A 21,011-nucleotide genomic window follows, 5' to 3' on the forward strand; every position below is an offset into this window, starting at 1 on the left:
GTATGTTTTTCGCCCTTTCTTCGCTCTCATGCTCTTGCTTATCAGTCCAAAGTTCTCTGCCATCTCACCAAGCGGCAGCCTCTTCCTGATTTTTCCCAGCTCGCTAGTCGCGAACGTCCGCCTATACAATTCATAAAAATCGAACTCCGTGAAAGGGAGATCGGGTGATATTTCAGAGAAATTTTGTACCTTAGCCATGCAATTAATTTTTGCGATACCTCCAAATTTGGCTTTTCTAGGGCAATTGGAGGTATTCTTTTTATCTTTAGCTAAGACACAAATTTTATATTACATTGGCAATCAATTCGTTATAAAGTTTTTATTCTTTTTACGACAGTCCCTAAGGTATCCTTTGAGACCATCCCATTTCGCATCTTTCTCCAGTTTCTCGTAATTGATGGTCACTTTCACATCTCCTTCCATTTTCAGGAACTTGTTGTATCCGCGCTTGTTGATATTGTCTTTGGTAAGAGTACCTCTGTGGTATGCCTTCTCCAGACGGCGTATCCCTTTCTCCCGATTATAAGCATCCTTTCGGGCACGGTCTTCCGTATATCCGACCAATAACCTCTGTCCGTTGCCTTTATCGTATTCAACCATCTGGCAGTCTGTCTTAGGTTGCTCCAGTATCCATTCCTGTATCTTCCTGCTCTCGTTCTTGATTTTCGCACCAATGATATACTTGTAACCGTTTGCTTCAAGGTCGGCTATATTATCGTTGTTCATCAACCCTGAGTCAGCCACCACGATAAAATCTTCCAGCTCATATTTCCGGACAAATTCCGTCACTACCGGAAGCATCGCGTGTCCCTCGTACTTGTTGCCCTCATGGATGCAATACGCAAGCGGATAGCCGCCAATGCTGACCAACAGTCCCAATATAATCTGAGGGTTCTGGTGACGTCCTTCCTTGGAGAAACCCGTTTTGCGAAGCTCGTCCTCATAGTCCGCTTCAAAATAGAGTGTGGTGACATCATAAAACAGCACACCGATATGGCCGCCTAAAATCTTCTTTGTGTGAAGGACGCTTATGTCCTGAACTATCTTATGCTGGTTATCGCTCAGTTTGTCCAAATAACGATAGATCTTCGACAGGCTGACATCTTCATCAAAATGATTCTTCAGATACTCCACTGTGGCTGATTTGCTTGCAGGATAAGACAAGCGGGCTTTTACAAGTTGGCGGAACACCTCATCATCTATCCTGTTGAAGCCCACGTTGTCAAATACACGGTCAAGTATCATGTCCGCTCCATTGATGGAGATGTTGGTTATGCACGAAAGCATCTGTTCGGCATTCAGAAGTTCTGCATCACACTTCTTACGTTCCTCACCGAAGAGATCCAGCCGTGGATGGCGGCGTTCCTGTTCCGCCTCTATCCATTTACGACCTTTCATTATGAGAGAATCTATCTCTTCTTGAGTACGCGCTATGCCTATAGTGGCAAGCTCCTTATAATAACCAGAAATCTTTTCAGCTACAACGATACTTACAGTGCCTGACCGATTCTTTTTTCGCTTGATAAACATACAAAAATGCTTTGCGTACCCCAAAATCAGGGTATGCAAAGTTACAAAACATTATCTGTCAACATATTATAAACTTGATGTTTTTATAGTGACGAAGTCAGGAAATAGAGCCATAACGACATCGGTATCCTCAAAGTCGATTTCGCATCACCATCAAATTATTTTGTGATTTGCTCAATCTTTCCATCCGTGATGTTCTCCAGATACTCACGGATGGAAAGATTGTTTTGAAAACTAATTGCAAAAATTGAAAAGATGTCTTATTGCCTCGGAGATATACTCTTTAGATAATATTTTGACTTTTCCTTAAGAGTAGTATCATTAACAGTCTGAATCACTTCACATGCTATTGTATAGGGCTGCTCTGTTAAGGTAATTCCCTTTAACATCGTTTTATCCTCACAATCACCGCGAATTTCTTTTCCTGTGACAGGCAGGAAGGTCCATTTCCCGGTATCTGTTGAGGCTGCCGTAAAAATGCCTTCTATTGATTGCTCTTCAGTGCCAAGATCGCTGTTGGCATTGATTATTGCTTGTAAATCACGAAGTCTCGAAGATGAAATACGATTCTGATGAACTTCAGACTCCAATGTAGAAAAGACCCACTTGTATTTCAACGAAACGCCATAATTTAATAAGACATCAAGGAATCGGCGGTAATTATTCGCAGCGAAACCTTTGAGATGACGCAAAGTTTCTACGACCTCATCATTTTCGTCAGAGAACAACTTATTGATATTCTCAAATGTTTCCCCTAACCTTGATTGCCCAAACATATCCAAGTTTTCATTGGCTAAAAACTCGACATCGAAGGATGCTGGCATAAAAGCAGATACTCTCAAGGCCGAAGCGGATGACTCGTCTGTTTTAAATAACTTCTTAAAAGAGCTATCAATAAGAGATTGAAAACTTAATAGCGCAGCAGATAAGCATCTGGAATCAATATCATGGCTATTATCCGGGGTCTCAAATGCAAGACGAATAATTGGTTTATTGTTAGTGATGGCTCTGGCAATCATCTCCTCATCTTCCCCCAAAGTGTCATCAAAATAATAACCGCTTTGCGGAAGCATTTTCGACTCTATTTCACCACGATAATCTTCAGCGGTAATATTCTCCCCGTCATACGTAGCGATAAAGACCGAACCATCTTGCTCAACATTGAGCAACATTGAGCGTAAATCAATATGGCCTTTGATGAAATCGTTCAATTTATTGGGAGATACCTGAATTGCGATGTATTTTAGATCTCCGGCATCATCAATTTCATAATGAAGGCACAAATATCTAGTACCTACGCTATCCTCAGCCACAAAAAGTTGCGGGATATCGTAGCACTCTAGAATACGTATGATATTAAGCGTCCTCATTATTAATAATTACTGCAGACTGAATATCAAAAGCCGTTGTTCGCCACCATGTATAATGGTAAGGCTTACCACCACTTTTCATCATAACGCCATCCTTGGGGGTAAGAGTTAATTTTGCAACACCTTTAAACTTTTCCATCCCAGGGAGTTTTAATAACCCTTGCGGATTATCGCTACTCAATACGGATAATCCCGTAGCGAAGATGGCAAGTTGCCCTTTGAATGTTTTTTGTGGGAAGAGTTCCACATATGTTTTGAAATCATCTTCGGTCACTTTATCCGGCTCAATTGTTAACCTATAGAACTCCTCATTCTCTGGAATGAGTATGTTCTCAGGAGGACAACCTTCTGGCAAGGTGTTTGTCCACTCAATCTGGTGAGCAGCCTGATAATTCTCAAGAGTGTCTTTGTTAAGCATCATAAAAATGTTATTTAGCAAAAGACACCTTGAGCCCTTTTAGGAATTCATCCATTTGAACAAACGGTAATGGCCTTTGCAGTTCGCTACCGTTTAACCAATCAAAAAGAATACCTCTAAAAGCTCCAATTGTAGTGTCGAAGATTGATACGAGTGCTTGATAATCTTTGATATCAATTCCTTTTTTCTCATTCAAGCATAATGGTAGATTATCATTAAATTTGAAAACCACCTGCAACGACAACTCGTTTGTTATTGCATTCCCTTCTTTGTCAAGAAAAAAAGCTTTGATAGTTGGCACCAATACTGACTGTTTTGTATCAACTATCAGATACGGCGAAAAAGAAAACTGAATTTCAGACGGCAAGGATGAAGAAGATAGTCTCAATTCATCTTTAGAACGAGACATCCCAACAATCTTGAAAACCGATTGATTATCAGAGCTATACTTTTCCATAAATCACCTTTTGTCAATAGTTTCAACAAAAGAAATCATATTAGTTCACACTTCACCCTGCAAAATTATGAATTTTTTATAAGATGACAATACAGGAATAATCAAAAAGCATGCTGAACTTTGAATGAAGAGTAACTAAAACAATTGGTCATCCTTGCAGCATTTTTCGTAACTTCATCCCTGGAATCCGTGAGCTGCACAACCCATAAACGCAGACTCATATGAAACCGAACGAAGTGAGAGTGAGCGATAGCGAACGGCTATCGTGCTCCAGCACGAAAATCTTCATCGACAACGGCCACGGTCAGTTCACCCCCGGCAAACGTTCCCCGGACGGGCAGCTCCGTGAAGCCTTCTTCAACCGCGAAATCGCAAGACGCATAGTCCTGGACCTTCAGAACCGAGGCTATGATGCCGAACTCCTCGTTCCCGAGGATGATGACATTTCCCTCAAGGAACGCTGCTGGCGTGTCAACAGCTGGTGCCTGCTCCACGGCAAGCAGAATGCAATTCTTGTCAGCATCCACGTCAATGCCTACGGAAACGGCTCAGAAAGGACGCAGCCGCACGGATGGAGCATCTACACGTCCAGAGGCAAGACCGCCGCAGATGCACTCGCAACCTGCATCTTCGACGCCGCAAAGAAATACCTTCCCGATATGCAGATGCGCACTGACAACTCCGACGGAGACCCCGATTTTGAAGAATGATTCTACCTCCTGCGTCACTCCCTCTGCCCCGCCGTCTTATCAGAGAACGGCTTCATGACCAATGAGCAGGAATGCCGCTGGCTCCAGACCCGCGCTGCCAAGCAGGCCATCGTTGACCTTCACGTTGAAGGGATTACGGAGTATCTGGCTTCCTTTGGAGTGCCAGCTGAATAAAGGCAATATCGTTAGCTAATTGAGAACTTACGAATTCATCACAAGATAGTTCTCTAATGCACAATGATCACTGTTTTGATAGGGCAAATCCAGATCAATGCCAAGCTTGACAAACAATCTTACGAGATTATACCCCGTTACAAAGAAGTAAGACATTTCTACAGCATCCGCAAAAAACCATGAGTCTTCTTTGTAGTTCTTGTGTTTATTGCCCAACAAAATTGCTGATTGTACCTCCAGGAATCTTGCCATCGACTCCGCTATCTCGAATTTCTCTTCCAACTGAACATATTCCTCGCCCAATTTATCAGACATCTCAGCCTTTCTCGCCTTCCTGATTGACAGGAATTGTTGGATACAATCATTGCATCCTTCATCGGTACGTGCATTGATTATTCTCTTGAATAAGGGCATCCATCAACCACGGGTATTTTACTGGGTATTGTGCAGATTCAAGTTCGAACACGCAGTAATTGACTTTTCCCCGGGCTATATAGTACTCTCGGTGTGAGTCCTGGCAACCGTGAGCCATCTCATGCATAACCATCGGCCCCCACCAGCTGTTATCTGAAATCATACTGTCTGTATTCCTGGCCACCTCAAGTGTGCTGGCTTTCACATAAGGAGTACGACCATAATATGTTGTGTCGTTATCCAGTTCCACGTGTGTTTCCATATGGCATTGAAGGGAATCCAACAGCTCAGTATGGTATAAGTCAAAGTCCTTGACATCCAATTTGGTACACTCTAATTTTTTGAGAAATTTACGTTTCGGATTGAGAACATAACAAGCCGAATCTGCATAGAAGATGACGGGTGCAGAGTATTCTTCTTCGTCAAACGCCGATCAATATGTATCCGCAAGCTGTTTCTTGACGGAGAGAATCTCTTGGATTGATTCAATCAACGCCTGTTCATTTTGTGTTGGCTTCATGACACTGTTGCAAGAAGTGAAAAATAAACTGACTGAAAAATGAGTAGTCCACGAAAATTCATCTTGATTATTATAAAGTTATATGCGAAGATAGCAATAATTCCGGAATCAACATCAATCATATTAAGCCAGCAATAAAGACGAAATTGCGGTCAGGCTTGTATTGCTTTCACTATTGTATAGCGGTCAAGCCCTTCTTCCTGCGCTAACGCTGCGCCAGAAAGGCTTGGTTCCAGCCACTTCGGGACTGTCGCCCCTGCGCGACTTCCACTCTATTGAGTTCCTCCCGGCAAACATTCCCGTCTGGCTGGACGTCAGCCGTGAAAGACTGCTTCGGGCTCCACGGCCACTACGCCTTCGGCTCCGTTGCCAAAGAGAAAAGCAGTGTCGGTCGAAAGTCCGCCAACAAGTGTCGGCCTTACCACCGACCTGGTTCATTGGCTTCAGGCGGGCAAGACTGTGGTCGTTATCCGCTTCGCGTCTTAGTTCCACAGACTTGCTTCCGCCTTACGCACTGCCTCGGTCGCTTCGCTCCCTGCGGCTATTCCCTCCCGCCCGCCCTGCGGCGGGCCGACTACCGGCTGACGCCGGTCATCGTGCTGCCGTTGTGATTCTTCTTATTCATCGTGATAATAGTGCAGATAGTATAGGATGCCATCAATCGGAAAGGCGGTGGGTGCTCGGTTGTCTTACTGCTATTGGTGTTTCTATACCATATCTCAAGACAAGAGAACGTTATCCCTCTATATATAGTATTGGTGCTATTGAAGATTTGGAGACTTTTGATTATTCCTCGCTTCGCGGAAATTTTGGGCCTACCAGCGCGGCCGGCAGTGCAAGGCCTTCGTTGTCGAGCACTCACTACGGCCTACAGCGTCAGTGCAGTTCGAGGGTGACAAGGCGGTCAGTTTCGGTCGAAAAGCCGCCCAAAGGGCGTCATTTCCACCTTGCTGGGTTTATTATGCTCATCAATGTCGGCGGAGCCGCCACCGAAGAGCCCACAGCTGCAGCCGCAGCTAAATACACGCTCGGAAAGACAGTGGCCATTGCCGCTGACGCGTCAACGTCCACAGACTTTCCTCTACGGGCAGAGCGGAATCAGAAGATGCCGCCTCCAGTGCTGACATTCTCCGCAAGCTACGAATGACATCACCTCCAGCAACATCCTCTGATACTATCAATAACGGAAGCAAAGCTTCTGGAAAAGCGGAAAGCAAGACATTCATCGGCAAGCCGCTGAAAGACTTGCCCAATGGGCAGAGCGGAACCGGAAGATTGTCATTCCTCCTCCGCAAGCTCCAGCGGAACGCCAAACATCCGGCCTTCTATGACTCGCTTCGCTCGGTTAAAGGAAAAGCGGTGTCGAGACTCGGAGCCTTCTCCGGAAAAATTGTCGGGAACTGCGCCATCCTTACGCTGCGCTCCAGGATGGCTACGTTCTGATCCGACAATTTTCCCTACGAATCACCGAGACTCGACCCTGTTATGCCCCCGACCCCACAGGGGAGATGAACGACTCCGCTACCATCAGTGAGATGCGAAGGAAGTACCTATGAATCCGCGAGTTAACATAATCTATCGAGATTGTGTGACAGCCCCTGACGGGCTGCCTGACGGCAGGGGCTCCGCCCGCAGATCACACAATCCGGACTATGTTAAGTATATGCCTCCACCTCCTTTTGGAAAGTGAATCCGCACGGAGGCCTCTTTATCTCCGTACCCGCGTCTCCACTTTCCCAAAGGAGAGAGAGGAGTGCCGGCAAGCCGCCACCCTTTATGATGGCTTTCAGCCAGTTCCAGCGGTCGTGAGCGGTTTATGAGAATGTCCAGTGGACATTCGAAAGCGAGCAGGGCGGCCGATGCCTCCGACCTTTTCCCATCAAGAGCCGTCCGCAGAAGCTTCCGGCTCCAGCCCGCATCACCAGCATCCCACCCGAAACAGCTTGCCTTACGGCTGCGCAGATTCGGTGAGGGTCCGAATCACCGAATCTGCCCGAGAAACCCTCACCGAGCCGGAGCGAGTCCGTCCCGGAGAGGAGAGCGGAACTGCCCATACTCATCCGAGACTGCACCCGGCAAGCCGTGAGCAGACTCTCCTTCGGTCCAGAGGTGTGATGAGTGCGCCTCCCTCCGCTCCGCCGCCGCACATCCGGCAGCAGAGCTCCAGTCAGCCCACACATCACGCAGCCGACAGCCAAAGCCTCCTTGAAGCCTGCTGCCGCAGCCCTCAAAGAGGACAACGGTATCCGGATGTCAGGCAGCCTGCTCCGCAGTCAGCCACATACTCCGGATGGTCTGAAAGGGGAAGATGCGCCCTGACGGACGCATCCTCCCCGCTGCCGAGCAGCCCGGCAGGCGGGCCGCACCGCAGCTCCCCGGGGCTTCGGGACAGTGCCCGGCTCCGCCGTCCACAGACCCTCAGCCCGAAGCGGAAGACCGTCGGCTGATGCCGCCGCTCCTCCGCACCGGCCAGTTCACTCCGCTCACTCGCCGGATCTTATAATAATATTACGACACTCCTCGTAAATAACTTCTAAAACTAATCCTTGTTAGTCCCATACACCTTACTTACGAATTTATATGCTCTTCTTTCACCTGTTGCAGGATGTGTCCAGTCAGCATCCTTAGGAATAGATACAACAATGATTGCGTTCTTATAACAAATTTCGCTTTCTTCAATTTTATCGTAAAACTCTTGATCCGTCAACGACACACCTTTCATTGGATAACGCAGCCCACTCCAAGTAAAATCAATCTTAGCCTTACCCCAATCGCTTTTATATATTCTTACATCAGAAACAAGCATAATGGACTCTGATGGTTGTGTCACATTTTCCAGTTCCTCCTCCGTTAAATATGAACGATTGTTGTTCCAAAAACCTTTATAACCATATTCCATAAAAGCCTGTACAACTCTTTTTATTGGTTCGGTACCAATTTTTCTGCAAGAGCGATTGTTGATCACCCAATTCTCTCTCTGTTTTCCTTGTGGCATTGGACGACCGTCAAACTCTATTACATCAAGTGGCTTTGCAAAATCAATCTCATGCCCTTGCACAGCACCAGCCTGACCATCATCCCGTACAATACGAATCCATTCTTTCGGATTGTCTAAGTCTATGCCGCCTGGACAAAGTCCACCGTTCTTGCAACTGACAGCAAGAAGCAATACGCGTTTTCTCATTACAAGTTTCCTCCGAATTTAATGTCGTTCTTAAATTTCTCAAGAAGCATCTCGCTAAGCACTCTCCTATGGCACTTTTCGTTTGTTGGCTCTGAGCACAGCAGCACAACATTTCCATACTTTCCAAACTCCTCAACAAAGTTGGAAATATTGGAATTGTATTCAAGTTGCTTTCTATATGCCGCCTCAAATAATTTGTAATCTCTACTCATAGGACAAGACTTGTCTCTTACCTCTTTCAATAGTTCTTTGGTCGGCGCCAAGTCCACTCGGTGCTTATATTTGCACCCATTTGCCAATTCCGAAAGGAAATACGGTAAATCTTGCTCAAATGCAAAGCGTGATAATTGCCCATTTGGATTAAGGCGTACATCCACAAGGCAATCAATATTATTTGCTTTGATGATCCCAAAAAACTCTTTCGCAGTTTTTTGTGTGAAGCCAATATTAAACAATTTAATCATAGTTCTCTGTATTATTATAGTTAAACCTTTTCCATCCATGTAACAGATTCCAATATCTATCGCAGAAGTCATTGAGTTTCTCTTGCGCAGTCTTCCCGAAATAATTATCAAGGATTTCTTCTTTGAATATCATATTCAGCACTTTTTTCTTTTCACAAACGAATGTCTCAAGTTGTTTGTCCAAATCAGAATTTGATATAAAGCAGATTCCTCCATCAGGTTTTTCGACGATATGCCTTACCTCAAGCCAATCTCCGTATCTCTGTTCAAGCGCCTTACTTACCAAGAAATATCTATGACAATCCATAGGTTTCTTTTCGCTGCACATCAAGCACAGGGTATAATTTTTATCATAAGCATCTTCAATGCGTTTTAATCCGCTTACAAAATGCTCATCATGCCTGAATTTACGGAAATCAACAATCTCGTCTGAACCAAGCAATTCAGTTTTCTCTGGACGATAACTTTTTACTATAGGGAAAACCTCTTGTTCGAAAAATATGTCAGAAGCCTTGGAGAAAACATCTTGCTGACTACTGGCTTTAGCTCCAATTTCAGGCATATTCATGTATGGTATGCCTAATTTTTTTCCAGCAACCTTCATGTTGTCTGCATTGCATTGCGGATATTGCTTGGAAAATGGAACAGAGCGCACATCTACCAAGAAATTAATGCCATACAGAGCTAATGTGTCAAACATTTGATTGACATCTATAATATTTCCTTTTTGAAATAAAGTGTACCCTACAGTATATATATACTTCTTATTCATGTTTATATTCTTTTAGATTGGTGTTAATTCGCATTTTTCTTATCGACTGTATGTCCGGTTGGAAATATATTCTTCTATCATTGTTTATAAAGATACTTTTATATTTATCTATCAACTCGACTGCTTTTCCATTAAATCCTGTATCATTGAAAGAAAATGTTATTGTCCTCCTACCAGCTAAAGCATAAAAATACAGCAAAATATATTCTTCGAGCCCGATTTCAAAATATCTACAGCTGATAGCCCAGTTTAGGATATGGATATTCTGTTCGTTCGCTGTGTAAGTTATTGCAGAACAAATTCCCAAGTTTTCACCGTTATCTCTATAGATTTCAAAAACTAAAGATTTGCATTTTTCGTAATTTTCTTTCTTTTCTGAAAATTTGAATTGATTGGACTTTGCATAAAGGCGCGTAGCTTCCGCATGGTTTATATCATCGCTAACCTTGACAAATAGCTGCGGAAGATAATTTTTCTCACGCTCTTGCTGTAAGACCGCATATAATCGTTTACGATTTCTTGACTTCAAAGAAAGCTCAAATCTATCAAAAACGCCGCATGTTAAAAGCAAAGTTAGAAGTTCATCATGACTATCCCAGTCAGGTACAAACACATCAGGCAAATTATGCCTTACCTCGTCACGAACCACTTGATTGTCATCAATAAATACGCATGCACTTGTTAATATTGATAACTTTTGTGCTATCGCTTTTATATTTTTACTCTTATCATTATAATTGGCAACAATACAGTCTATTTGACCTTTAAGAGGAAATTCCTCCTCATTGAGACAGTCAATAGCGGACAGAACATTTTCATTGTCATTACGTGAGCATATTGCAATATACAGACCTAATTCTTTAGATAAGGCTTGTATGAAACGCATGAATGTAATAAACGGAATTGCATCATCTGAACGGAGTTTTTGTTTAATGGCTTCAATGCCTTCTTCTGCGATAGTGCCCTTCCATACCGTATCATCGAGATCAAGAATAACCGCCTTATACATGGTTTTGGTTTTACATATAATCTGTGAGATGATTTGCATAACCAATATTCCAACAACTGAAATGCCCGTCTTGCTTGACAAATATATAGTCGATACCAGATTCTCTATCCTATATTCAAAAAGTTCATTACTTACATTCTCTTTAATAGAATATTCTACCTGTATCTCATCAACAGTATCTCGTCCGTTGGAGATTGTCACTTCAAAACCGTATGCTTGTAACTTATGAAGAAGAAAGGACAAATTATGGTCGTCTGCAGCAATAAAATTTGCAATACCTCCTATATTAACCATGTAACTGCTCGTGTTAAAATTACGAAATCGCTTTACATAGCTATTGATGTAAATGTCTATGAACCTATTGACTGGTGACTCTATCTTTGTCATAATCAAAACAATGTCTCCCAGTTCCCGAAGACCTAATGCTCTTTTATACAGAAGCGTGGAACTGCGATGCCACATCTGATTGGAGGTCGTAGGAAAAACCTGTGCACGGATATGGGAATAGCAGCCCACGCTAAGCGTGAGAACCACTATGCTATCCCTTGTGCACTATTGAAAATTTCCTACGTTTCCAATCACAAGATAAGCATAACGCTTCTTAGTTTTATCGTATCGTATGTCTTGGAAAGAGATACCTCTAACCACTGACAAAGATAGCGAATTTTACAATCTGAGATATATTGTTGGCCCAATTTCTATGTTGTAAAGAGTTGATGATGATATCAAAAACAAAAACTCCCGCAAAGGTAGCCTGTCTCCGTCGGCCCGTCAAGGTCAGGCGGCTGCGCCGTTTGACCGTCGAAAATGACGCCCTGCGGGCATAATTTTCTCCGGCAAAACCTTGACAGACCGCTCCGTCAGGCTGGTGGGGCAGTCCTTTTTCTTTTCTTCTTTTTTGCGGTTTTTCTTCTTCTCTTTTTCTGGAATGTGTCCGTGAGGGTATTTTGCTTAACTTTGCCGCAGGACATGACTCCTCCAATCTCCCTCTGAGGTCAAGATTTGTAAAGGAGGCATCCCTCCTCAATACGCCTGCCAACCCGGGCAGTGGGCACGCTCGCTAATAGTGAACAGCAATTAAACATCAAGCCCCTATGCCCGCATACAACCCCAGCATCCTCATCTCCGACTGCTACGGCTCCGTCGGCAGCGTCACCTTCTACCACCGCGACGGCAAATGCCGTTGTAGAAGGAGGTCATCCCTCTCATTCGCAGGGACTCCGGCGCAGTGCGCCGCCCTCTCGGTCCACAGGAGGGCACTCGCCGCCTGGAGGACAATCCCCGACACTGAGAAAGAGAGATGGCACGATATAGCCCGGAATGTACAGCCTCACAGACCTCCATTCGGCTCTGGAGATCATATCTCCGGACACAACCTCTTCATGTCGGCCTACCACGGCTTCGTCACCCTCAGGGACGAGCATATCCCGCAGCCTGTGGAGTACCGTCCATTTCCCGTTTTCGCGGCTGAGTTTGTAAGCGCGTCTGTCGCCAACAGCTCAGACCTGAGACTCCTGCTCCGCCTGTCAATGCCGCTTGAGAAAGAGCCGGAACGGTACGCCCTGCTCTGCAAAGTCCAGCTGACGGAAGCCGGAAAAGGCTGCAACCCAGGAAAGATGCGGAACATATTGGCGGAAGAAACGGAAAACGAGACAGATGCGGATGTCGGTCCGGCATCTGCGGCGGCCTGCGATGCCAGCAATTCGGATAGTGCCGTCAACTCCCGGATTATATTCCTTGCCATTCCGGACTACCGTATATTCTCCGGCATCTGTGCCGACCGATATTCTCTCCACATCCGCTATATGCTCATCGACAGACACACCGGCTACCGGAGCCAGTATCAAAAGTTATCCACAGCTATCGATATTGGATAAACAATCACTTCAAATATTATATCGTAATCTATTTTATAACAATATATTGACTAATTATAACTATCTTTGAACACCTAAACTTAACGACAACATGAAAGCACTTCCATCCATCGCGTTCAGCGGATTCCGGGGCACGTCCTCGGAGGTGACGGCCCGCCAGGTGCGGGGCCGCACTGTCCTCAGCGGCAGGGCGCAGCATCCGCGCGTCAAGACCCCGGGGCAGTCATTCCGCAGGGCCAGCTTCTCCTTCATCTCCAAGCAGTACCGCACACTCACCGACAGCCAGCGCAGGGCGTGGGACACCCTTGCCGCGGCCCACAGGGAGAAGTCCCTGACCGGGGACGGAACACCGCTGACCGGCCACAACCTGTTCGTCTGTCTGAACTCCAACCGCTCTCTCCTCGGGGTGCCGCTGACCAGGGACACCCCGGACACCGTCCACGGCTCGTCGTATGTGGCGTTCGACGATATGTGGATCACCCCGGGAAGACTGCTCATCGCCGGACTGAAAGACCCGGACTCCCCGGAAAGCCGCCTTGTGGTGAAGATGGCGGCGACCGACAGTACGGCAGTCACCAAGGCATGGGGCAAGACTGTCATCACCGGCACGTTCGACACCACCGACTGGGGAGACATCGACCTGACGGAAATATACATGGAGCGGTTCGGCATCCCCGTCACCGCCGGGCACAAGTACTTCATCGAGATGTACTGGATAGACGAGCTCTCCGGCTATGTCTCCGAGGTAACCAGAGTATGCTATCCGGCGGTGGAGTCGGAGTCCATCCACGGCCAAGAGTACGAGCCCCGCACGAGGATAACCGACGGCGAGCTCGTGGACAACGAGCGCAACTCCGTCTCCGGTCTGGACATCGAGTTCACCTCCGGTTCCCCGCTGGTCTCCGCCGCAGGCACTCTTGTAGGCTACGACGGAATAGCCGCATCCTATGCCTATTTTAGCCCGGACACGGACATACCGTATGAGAGCGACAGCCTGTCCTCATACATCCTCGTAAGGGGGAAGGAGACCAGGGCACCGCAGCTGTTCCTGATGAACATCATCCGCAGAAGCAATGAGAACAGCATCCAGTTCGCCCACAGGGGAGGATTCTATTCCAAGTCCTCGGACATCGTCGGCGGAGGCCTGCTGATGTAGCCGCTGTCCGGACAGCCAGACAAGATTACCCAACCTAAAAACACCGTCATGTTCAAATCCATATCCAACAACTTCGGAGCACCCGGAATCACCTTCAGGGACTTCCAGACCGACCGCTATGCGGTTCTCAACGCCCGCTTCCAGTATGACCCGACAAATGAAGCCTACCTTGCGGCATCGGAACTCGAGATAAAAGTCCCCGCCCTGTCCCTGTCCAAAAGCACCGATGCGGGCGTGTTCGCCGTCTACAAAGATGAGAGGACATACCAGTGGGACGACACCCCGTCCCGGTACCACTTCGCCACCGTCCTGCGCAGCCGGATAAGGGACCGCAACACCCTCTGCATCGAGAAACTCACCGACTTCGACGGCTACGGTCCAGTCACAATCTATATCTACGCCATGTACTCAACCCTGAACACCGGAGAGAGCACCGTACTCTCCGAAAGGACAACGCTGAGGATATCCACCGTACCGGAGATGTCCACGGCACTGTTCACCAGCGCATGTGTAATCGCTCCGGACTGGGTATCCCTCAATCTTATCCTGCCTTACAGCATCAGCTCTGTAAAAGAAGACATCGAGATAGTCATGGCCGGATTTCCATCCGATGCCGTATGCGGGGAACTGCCGATAATCGGGGTCAGCAACCAGTTCCATCAGGAACTCGGAGGAGTGCATTACGCAAGCATACGGGACGGCAGGATGCTCATTCCTTACGCCACCCGCAACACCGGCTACAGCTCCGCAGACAGCCCTTTCGTCTCCCTCGTACTAGTGCGTGACGGCAATGCCCCATTGACGGCAGGCACAAATACTCACAGTCCATCAATTGATATAAAGAAATAATTTAGATAAAGTAATATAATTTATTGAAGTAATATCTTTTAATAGCAAATTATTCTTATCTTTGCATCAGCAATAAACCCTAAAACCCACAGCTATGAAGTACATTCCTTCCATCGCATTCGAGGAGATGTCAGGCTCCGCAAAGGGAGTCACCGCCGCCAAGACCATGGGGCGCAAGTACATCCGCAACAAGGGCTACGGCGGAGGAGTCCGCACCGCGGCGCAGGCCGCCGTCAAGTCCGTATTCAAGCAGCTCTCCCAGGGCTGGAAGTCCCTCACCAACGAGCAGATCCTCGCATGGAACAGCCTCGCCCTCTCCCAGGCCGGCCGCTCCGTCCTCGGTACCTCCTCCAAGATCACCGGCAGCAACCTCTACATGAGGCTCAACTACTGGATCGTCTACTGCGGAGGGGAAGCCCTGACGGTCCCGCCCACGCTCCGCGGGGTGGAGGCCCCTTCGGGAGCCGCCATCTCCCTCACCGCAGACACATTCACCTTCACCCTCGACTCCGAGCCCACGGAGAACATGGCCGACCTGAAGCTCGTCATCATGGCCAGCGCTCCCCAGTCCAACGGCGTCACCCGCGCCTACTCCAAGGCCGTTGGCATCGGCACCCCGAAGGATCCGGTCAGCGATGAGTACGACCTCAAGGCAGAGTATGACGCCCGCCACGGAGCTCCAAGCGACGCCGCGCCGAAGGTCTTCATGAAGTGGTTCTTCGTTGACACCACCACCGGCGAGGTCTCCGGCGAGCAGATGGCCCTCGCACAGCTCACCGCAGCCACAGAACCCGATGCTGGAGCATAACAGTTACTCCAGAGAAACAGACCTAAACTTAACCTAACCTATCAATCCCGCCCCGGCAGCCAATGCGGAGGCGGGATTTTTTCTTTCCAAATATTTCAGCAGAATAATATCCCCACATCAAAAGAATCTGTATCTTTGCAAGATGTTATGATGCTTCCCACCGTGGAAAGTGAGCATTTAAACTGAAAGTTCTTTGATGTCTTTTTTTGAAGTTACACGGTTTTTCGACCGGATAGAACGACCAAAATCCGCAGAAAAAACCAATACAACTTACAAATTAATGGATATGGTTTTCAGCCAAAACACACGAAAATTTTGTTACTCGTTTGTTACTTTTACCCTATCCGCGGCACAAAAGAACCACTTAAAATATTAATTAATAAGCATATATGCCAGACAGCAATTTCATAGACTACGTAAAAATATTCTGCGCTTCAGGAAACGGCGGGGACGGTTCCATGCATCTGAGGCGGGAAAAATACATTCCGAAAGGTGGGCCGGACGGAGGCGACGGAGGCCGCGGAGGGCACATCATCCTGCGAGGCAATCCCCAGTACTGGACACTGATACACCTCAAATACCGCAAACACATCAAGGCGGAGCACGGGGAAGCAGGCAGCGGAAACCTGTGCAAAGGCAAGAACGGAAAGGACATCATACTGGACGTACCTCTCGGAACCTTGGTCCGTGATGCCGAAACAGGTGAAAAACTGCTGGAAGTAGTCGAGCCGGGCGAAGAAAAAATACTCCTCAAAGGAGGACGTGGCGGGCTCGGGAACGCCTACTTCAAAAGTGCGACTAACCAGACTCCGAGATACGCCCAGCCGGGAGAACCGGGCAGCGAAGGATGGTTCATACTCGAACTCAAAGTACTTGCTGATGTGGGACTTGTAGGTTTCCCGAATGCAGGAAAATCCACCCTGCTGTCAAAACTCTCAGCGGCAAAGCCCAAAATAGCGGACTACGCATTCACCACCTTGGAACCGAACCTCGGAATAGTACAATACTATGACGACCAGTCGTTTGTCATGGCGGACATACCGGGCATCATCGAAGGTGCGGCCGAAGGCAAAGGGCTCGGGCTACGCTTCCTGAGACATATCGAACGCAATTCCGTACTGCTCTTCCTGATACCGGCCGACAGTAACGACATTGCCGAAGAATACGGCATACTGCTCGGCGAGTTGGAAAAATACAATCCCGAACTGCTCCACAAGCAGAGGCTGCTCGCCGTATCGAAATGCGACATGCTCGACGACGTTCTCAAAGAACAGCTGGAGCCTACCCTCCCGAAAGGAATAAAAACAGTTTTCATTTCTTCCCTTACCGGAGAAGGCCTGAAACAACTGAAAGACATGCTTTGGAAAGCGCTTAACGACACCGAAACGGAATAAAAACAGAAATAAAATAAAATCATACCGAAACGCAAATGTTTGAAAAGCTACATTATCTGGACCAGGACATCACCCTGTGGCTGAACATGCACCAACCGTCAGGAATCATAGATTCCATAATGGTTTTTTTCTCCATCATTCCTGTCTGGTTCCCGCTCTACGCCATAACCATTTTCTTTGTTTTCATGAAAAACGGGGTACACACCGGACTTGAAAAGAGAAAATATTTTACAAACGCCTGGGCTTCCATCATTTACGTACTGCTCGGAATGGGACTGACCCTGCTTCTTTGCGACCAGACGGCGAACCTGTTCAAGGACGGAATCGAAAGGTTGCGCCCATGCCACGACAGCTACATGCTGAGCAACGGGCTGCGCGTGCTCGAAGACAAGGGAGGATTCTACGGTTTTTTCTCGGGCCATGCCTCAAACGCCTTCGGTTGGGCGATGGTGACTTCATTGATTTTTAGAAAGAAATGGTACACCATCACAATTTACGTATGGGCTGCCCTACTGGCAATCAGCAGAATATATGTCGGCAAACATTATCTCGGCGATGTACTCGTCGGAACAGTCTTCGGACTGTTTTTCGGCTGGCTTTCATATAAGGTCTGCTCTATCTTGATTTCCTTTATCAAAAAGAAAATCAGATGAATAAAGATACCGTAATGTGCATCACCGACCACGGCCACGACCCGTACTGGAATCTCGCCGCCGAGGAATACCTGCTGAAACGGCTTCCCAATCCGGTTTTCAGACTGTGGAGGAATTCCGAATCGGTAATCATAGGGAAAAACCAGAATGCGCTGGCCGAAATAGACCGTGATTGGATAACATCCCACGGCATACCGGTAGTGCGCAGGCTTACGGGCGGCGGTGCCGTATTCCACGACATGGGAAACCTCAACTTCAGTTTCATACGGAAAAGGGAGGCAGGTGAAGACACTCACGCCATGTTCGCAAGGTATACGATGCCTGTAATATCGACGTTGCGCGGACTCGGCATCGATGCAAGGCTCGAAGGCCGCAACGACCTGACCATCGGAGACCGCAAATTTTCCGGAAACGCCATAGCCATATACAGGGACAGGGTGCTCTGTCACGGCTGCATACTTTTCGAAGCCTCGCTTGACAAACTCTCAGGAGCACTGAACTCACGGCCGGAAAAATTCATCGGCAAAGCCGTATCGTCCAACAGAAGCCGCGTGACAAACATTTCCGAGCACCTGAAAGAACCCGTAGACATCGAAAACTTCATCGGGCTCCTTAAAGAAAACGCAATAACCGGGGAACTCGCCTCATACGGTTCAGGGATAGAAACTTACGAATATACCGAAGCGGACATTGCCGCAATAGACAGCCTTGCGGATGAAAAATACCGCCTCGACAGCTGGAATTACGGAAAATCCCCCAAATACAGCATCAGCCGCGTGCGGAAATTCCCTGCCGGCCTCGTGGAAATCTACGCCGACATAAAGGAAGGCCTCGTTTCCGATATAAAAATCATGGGAGACTATTTTTTCGAAGCCCCTACCGAAGAACTCGAAACGGCCCTGCTCGGCTGCCCTTACGACAGCGAAGCCGTCCAGACCGCGCTCGTGCGTGCCGGCCTGTCAAAGTACATAGCCGGGGTCACTCCGCAGGACATCGTCGAGATGATGTTCTGATTCCCATGTGCGCCGTTAAGCCGCTCCGAAAAAATAAAAAAAGCGACCCGCTTCCGGGCCGCTTCGTTTATCAATAGTTTTCAGCCTTGATTTCGAAGAATGACTTAGGATGGTCGCATACAGGGCATTTTTCAGGAGCCTTTTTGCCGATGTGGATGTGGCCGCAGTTCGAGCACTGCCAGATGACATCGCCTTCGCGTGAGAATACGAGACCGCCTTCTACGTTGGCGAGCAGCTTGCGGTAACGCTCCTCGTGCTCTTTCTCAATCTTGCCTACAGCCTCGAAAAGATAGGCTATGCGGGTAAAGCCTTCTTCCTTGGCCACTTTCGCAAACTCCGCATACATCTCGGTCCATTCGTAGTTTTCACCTTTGGCCGCATCCAACAGGTTGGCCGGTGTTTCCGGAATTTCGCCGTCATGCAAGAGTTTGAACCATATCTTGGCATGCTCCATCTCGTTCGCTGCCGTTTCTTCGAAAATCTTGGCTATCTGTACATAGCCGTCTTTCTTTGCTTTGGAAGCATAGTAAGTGTACTTGTTCCTTGCCTGAGACTCGCCTGCAAAAGCTGTCATCAGATTCTGTTCGGTTTTCGATCCCTTGAGTTCCATAATTAAATACCTTTAAAAATTAAAAATAAAGTTAAACGATTCATCTCTTTCCTTTGCAGCACCGGCAAAACGCATGGCAAATCCAAGCCGGAACATCATATTTTTTCGACATCCACATACAACCTGGCCCCTCTCACACGATATCCCTCAAATGATTTTCCCGAAAGATGCATCTCCACCAGCTTCCGGATTTCCGGATCCTCCAAATCCACCACCTCGCAACCGTCATCTACAATCAGATGGTCATGGTATGCCGGAGTAATGTCATAAATCTTCCTTCCGGTAGACAACACCCTGCCTATCAGGCCGCTTTCCGCCATTGTTTCAAGTATGTTGTATACCGCGGCCACGGTAACCACCGGAAGGGTCCGGCGGACTTCCGAAACAATCGAGTCCACGGAAGCATGCCCGAGCGAGGCCAGGGCACGGTATACGGCAATCCTCTGGTTGGTAACTTTCAACCCGGACGCGCGCAACCTGCCGCCTATGTCTTCTATGCTCAGCCTTTCTTCCATCAAAATCGGATTTACCGATGCAAAGATATAAAAATTTTCAAACAATAAAAATTATTATCTAATATTTTTCAAATAAAATTTTTGAAAATATCGCAAACACTTCATAAGTTTGCGGCAAATTTTACACGAAAATATGTTTTACGTATCGAAACGACTTGAAATATCATTCGCCCACAGGCTGGAACTCGACTACGAGAGCAAATGCGGGCGCCTCCACGGGCACAATGCCATTGTAACAGTGTTCTGCTGCTCGGAAAAACTCGACAGGAACGGGATGGTCACGGATTTTTCAAAAATCAAAGAAACCGTAAGCGGAAGGCTCGATCATCTGTACATAAACGAAACGGCAGGCTTCAACCCTACCGCGGAAAACCTCGCGCACTGGCTCTGCGGCCTGATTCCGAACTGCTACAAAGTCATTTTCCAGGAATCCGAGGGGAATACGGCGGCATACGTGAAGGACGGCTACGAAAACGCCGCCCTGTAAAACGGACATATCCATAATGGGCAGTACATACAGAATCAACGAAATATTTTACTCCCTGCAAGGGGAAGGCTTCTTCACCGGCACGGCTTCGGTGTTCATCAGGTTTTCGGGATGCAATCTGGAGTGCCCTTTCTGCGACACCAGGCATGAAGAAGGCACGGAAATGTCCGCAAGAGGGATAATCGAAGCCATATCGCCCTGGCCGTCACCTCATGTAGTGCTCACAGGCGGGGAGCCTTCGCTTTTCATAGACCGGGAACTGGTCGAAGCCCTGCACGGGGACGGAAGATTCATCGCAATCGAGACGAACGGGACAAACCCGCTTCCGGAAGGCATCGACTGGATTACATATTCGCCAAAACAGTTCTGGCTGCCCGAAGCCGAACCGGCAATCACCGAGTGCGACGAGCTGAAGGTCGTCTATACCGGACAGGACCTGTCCCGATATTCCGCGATAAAGGCCGCCCATCGCTTCATACAGCCATGCGACACCGGAGACGGCGACAGGAACAGGAAACTCATAGAGGAAAGCGTGGAATTCTGCAAGCGCAATCCGCAGTGGAGACTTTCGCTGCAAACGCATAAATTTATTGATATTAAATAGAAAATCAATTGTTTTGTATATCT

21 protein-coding genes and 2 pseudogenes are annotated in these 21,011 nt (G+C 47.5%); 11 read left to right on the forward strand and 12 right to left on the reverse strand.

Translation table 11 applies throughout. The features are described from left to right. The 5 genes and pseudogenes from B5F83_RS09415 to B5F83_RS09435 form a co-directional block, all read right to left on the reverse strand. Nucleotides 1–198: pseudogene (locus B5F83_RS09415) on the reverse strand (DDE transposase); the annotation flags it as partial. A gap of 102 nt (nucleotides 199–300) precedes the next feature. Then, nucleotides 301–1,530 carry an IS1634 family transposase gene (locus tag B5F83_RS09420; protein WP_239383858.1) on the reverse strand — a complete coding sequence of 410 codons (1,230 nt, stop codon included), beginning with the start codon at nucleotides 1,528–1,530 and terminating at the stop codon, nucleotides 301–303. Between the two features lie 260 nt (nucleotides 1,531–1,790). Then, nucleotides 1,791–2,900 (reverse strand): DUF6575 domain-containing protein, encoded by a 1,110-nt coding sequence (locus B5F83_RS09425; RefSeq protein WP_087280292.1) that lies wholly within the window; start codon nucleotides 2,898–2,900, stop codon nucleotides 1,791–1,793. Further along, a complete protein-coding gene (locus B5F83_RS09430) occupies nucleotides 2,887–3,321 on the reverse strand; it encodes a hypothetical protein (RefSeq protein ID WP_087325328.1) in 435 nt (144 codons plus the stop codon). The genes B5F83_RS09425 and B5F83_RS09430 overlap by 14 nt, the downstream gene beginning before the upstream one ends. A gap of 7 nt (nucleotides 3,322–3,328) precedes the next feature. After that, nucleotides 3,329–3,775 (reverse strand): hypothetical protein, encoded by a 447-nt coding sequence (locus tag B5F83_RS09435; protein ID WP_087325330.1) that lies wholly within the window; start codon nucleotides 3,773–3,775, stop codon nucleotides 3,329–3,331. 221 nt (nucleotides 3,776–3,996) lie between these two features. On the opposite strand from B5F83_RS09435, the pseudogene B5F83_RS09440 reads away from it, so the two are divergent. Next, nucleotides 3,997–4,659 (forward strand): annotated as a pseudogene (locus B5F83_RS09440) (N-acetylmuramoyl-L-alanine amidase). Nucleotides 4,660–4,686: 27 nt separating this feature from the next. Here the strand turns inward: B5F83_RS09440 and B5F83_RS09445 are convergent. Continuing rightward, entirely contained in the window at nucleotides 4,687–5,073 is a 387-nt protein-coding gene (locus tag B5F83_RS09445) for a hypothetical protein (protein WP_087280283.1), read from the reverse strand. A 1,663-nt stretch (nucleotides 5,074–6,736) separates the two neighbouring features. On the opposite strand from B5F83_RS09445, the gene B5F83_RS09455 reads away from it, so the two are divergent. After that, a complete protein-coding gene (locus B5F83_RS09455) occupies nucleotides 6,737–7,036 on the forward strand; it encodes a hypothetical protein (RefSeq protein ID WP_087280276.1) in 300 nt (99 codons plus the stop codon). A 1,096-nt stretch (nucleotides 7,037–8,132) separates the two neighbouring features. Here the strand turns inward: B5F83_RS09455 and B5F83_RS09460 are convergent. From B5F83_RS09460 to B5F83_RS09475, 4 genes are read right to left on the reverse strand one after another with little or no spacing between them, the layout of a single operon-like run. After that, on the reverse strand, nucleotides 8,133–8,777 hold the full coding sequence (locus B5F83_RS09460; protein WP_087280273.1) for a hypothetical protein: 645 nt from the start codon (nucleotides 8,775–8,777) through the stop codon (nucleotides 8,133–8,135). Further along, nucleotides 8,777–9,241 carry a DUF488 domain-containing protein gene (locus B5F83_RS09465; protein ID WP_158094208.1) on the reverse strand — a complete coding sequence of 155 codons (465 nt, stop codon included), beginning with the start codon at nucleotides 9,239–9,241 and terminating at the stop codon, nucleotides 8,777–8,779. The genes B5F83_RS09460 and B5F83_RS09465 overlap by 1 nt, the downstream gene beginning before the upstream one ends. Beyond that, nucleotides 9,234–10,013, reverse strand: coding sequence for a DUF488 domain-containing protein (locus tag B5F83_RS09470; RefSeq protein WP_087280267.1), 780 nt, complete (start codon nucleotides 10,011–10,013; stop codon nucleotides 9,234–9,236). The genes B5F83_RS09465 and B5F83_RS09470 overlap by 8 nt, the downstream gene beginning before the upstream one ends. Next, nucleotides 10,006–11,316 carry an HAD-IIIC family phosphatase gene (locus B5F83_RS09475; protein WP_158094209.1) on the reverse strand — a complete coding sequence of 437 codons (1,311 nt, stop codon included), beginning with the start codon at nucleotides 11,314–11,316 and terminating at the stop codon, nucleotides 10,006–10,008. Before B5F83_RS09475 ends, B5F83_RS09470 begins: the two co-directional genes overlap by 8 nt. A gap of 1,088 nt (nucleotides 11,317–12,404) precedes the next feature. Between B5F83_RS09475 and B5F83_RS10590 the strand changes: the two genes are divergently transcribed. The 7 genes from B5F83_RS10590 to B5F83_RS09515 all read left to right on the forward strand — a co-directional run bounded on the left by B5F83_RS10590 (nucleotide 12,405) and on the right by B5F83_RS09515 (nucleotide 18,772). Further along, nucleotides 12,405–12,899 carry a hypothetical protein gene (locus B5F83_RS10590; RefSeq protein WP_143822528.1) on the forward strand — a complete coding sequence of 165 codons (495 nt, stop codon included), beginning with the start codon at nucleotides 12,405–12,407 and terminating at the stop codon, nucleotides 12,897–12,899. A 406-nt stretch (nucleotides 12,900–13,305) separates the two neighbouring features. Beyond that, a complete protein-coding gene (locus B5F83_RS09490) occupies nucleotides 13,306–14,055 on the forward strand; it encodes a hypothetical protein (protein ID WP_143822529.1) in 750 nt (249 codons plus the stop codon). Nucleotides 14,056–14,103: 48 nt separating this feature from the next. Continuing rightward, nucleotides 14,104–14,904, forward strand: a complete 801-nt coding sequence (locus B5F83_RS09495; protein WP_087280255.1) for a hypothetical protein — start codon at nucleotides 14,104–14,106, stop codon at nucleotides 14,902–14,904. 94 nt (nucleotides 14,905–14,998) lie between these two features. After that, entirely contained in the window at nucleotides 14,999–15,712 is a 714-nt protein-coding gene (locus B5F83_RS09500; RefSeq protein ID WP_087280252.1) for a hypothetical protein, read from the forward strand. A 389-nt stretch (nucleotides 15,713–16,101) separates the two neighbouring features. Beyond that, entirely contained in the window at nucleotides 16,102–17,106 is a 1,005-nt protein-coding gene (gene obgE, locus B5F83_RS09505; protein WP_087280249.1) for a GTPase ObgE, read from the forward strand. Nucleotides 17,107–17,141: 35 nt separating this feature from the next. Beyond that, nucleotides 17,142–17,759: a phosphatase PAP2 family protein gene (locus tag B5F83_RS09510; RefSeq protein WP_087280246.1), complete on the forward strand. Its 618-nt coding sequence runs from the start codon at nucleotides 17,142–17,144 to the stop codon at nucleotides 17,757–17,759. After that, a complete protein-coding gene (locus B5F83_RS09515; RefSeq protein ID WP_087280243.1) occupies nucleotides 17,756–18,772 on the forward strand; it encodes a lipoate--protein ligase in 1,017 nt (338 codons plus the stop codon). The genes B5F83_RS09510 and B5F83_RS09515 overlap by 4 nt, the downstream gene beginning before the upstream one ends. A gap of 70 nt (nucleotides 18,773–18,842) precedes the next feature. Here B5F83_RS09515 and rbr read toward each other — a convergent pair whose 3' ends face one another. Continuing rightward, nucleotides 18,843–19,382, reverse strand: a complete 540-nt coding sequence (gene rbr / locus B5F83_RS09520) for a rubrerythrin (protein WP_087280240.1) — start codon at nucleotides 19,380–19,382, stop codon at nucleotides 18,843–18,845. Between the two features lie 95 nt (nucleotides 19,383–19,477). Next, nucleotides 19,478–19,897, reverse strand: a complete 420-nt coding sequence (locus tag B5F83_RS09525; protein ID WP_143822530.1) for a transcriptional repressor — start codon at nucleotides 19,895–19,897, stop codon at nucleotides 19,478–19,480. A 133-nt stretch (nucleotides 19,898–20,030) separates the two neighbouring features. Between B5F83_RS09525 and B5F83_RS09530 the strand changes: the two genes are divergently transcribed. Then, nucleotides 20,031–20,384 (forward strand): 6-carboxytetrahydropterin synthase, encoded by a 354-nt coding sequence (locus B5F83_RS09530; RefSeq protein ID WP_087280235.1) that lies wholly within the window; start codon nucleotides 20,031–20,033, stop codon nucleotides 20,382–20,384. A 16-nt stretch (nucleotides 20,385–20,400) separates the two neighbouring features. Beyond that, nucleotides 20,401–20,988: a radical SAM protein gene (locus tag B5F83_RS09535; RefSeq protein WP_087280232.1), complete on the forward strand. Its 588-nt coding sequence runs from the start codon at nucleotides 20,401–20,403 to the stop codon at nucleotides 20,986–20,988. Nucleotides 20,989–21,011: the final 23 nt, after the last annotated feature.

The sequence above is a fragment of the Muribaculum sp. An289 genome (genome assembly GCF_002159555.1).
GTDB classification, from domain to species: Bacteria; Bacteroidota; Bacteroidia; order Bacteroidales; family UBA932; genus Merdivivens; species Merdivivens faecigallinarum.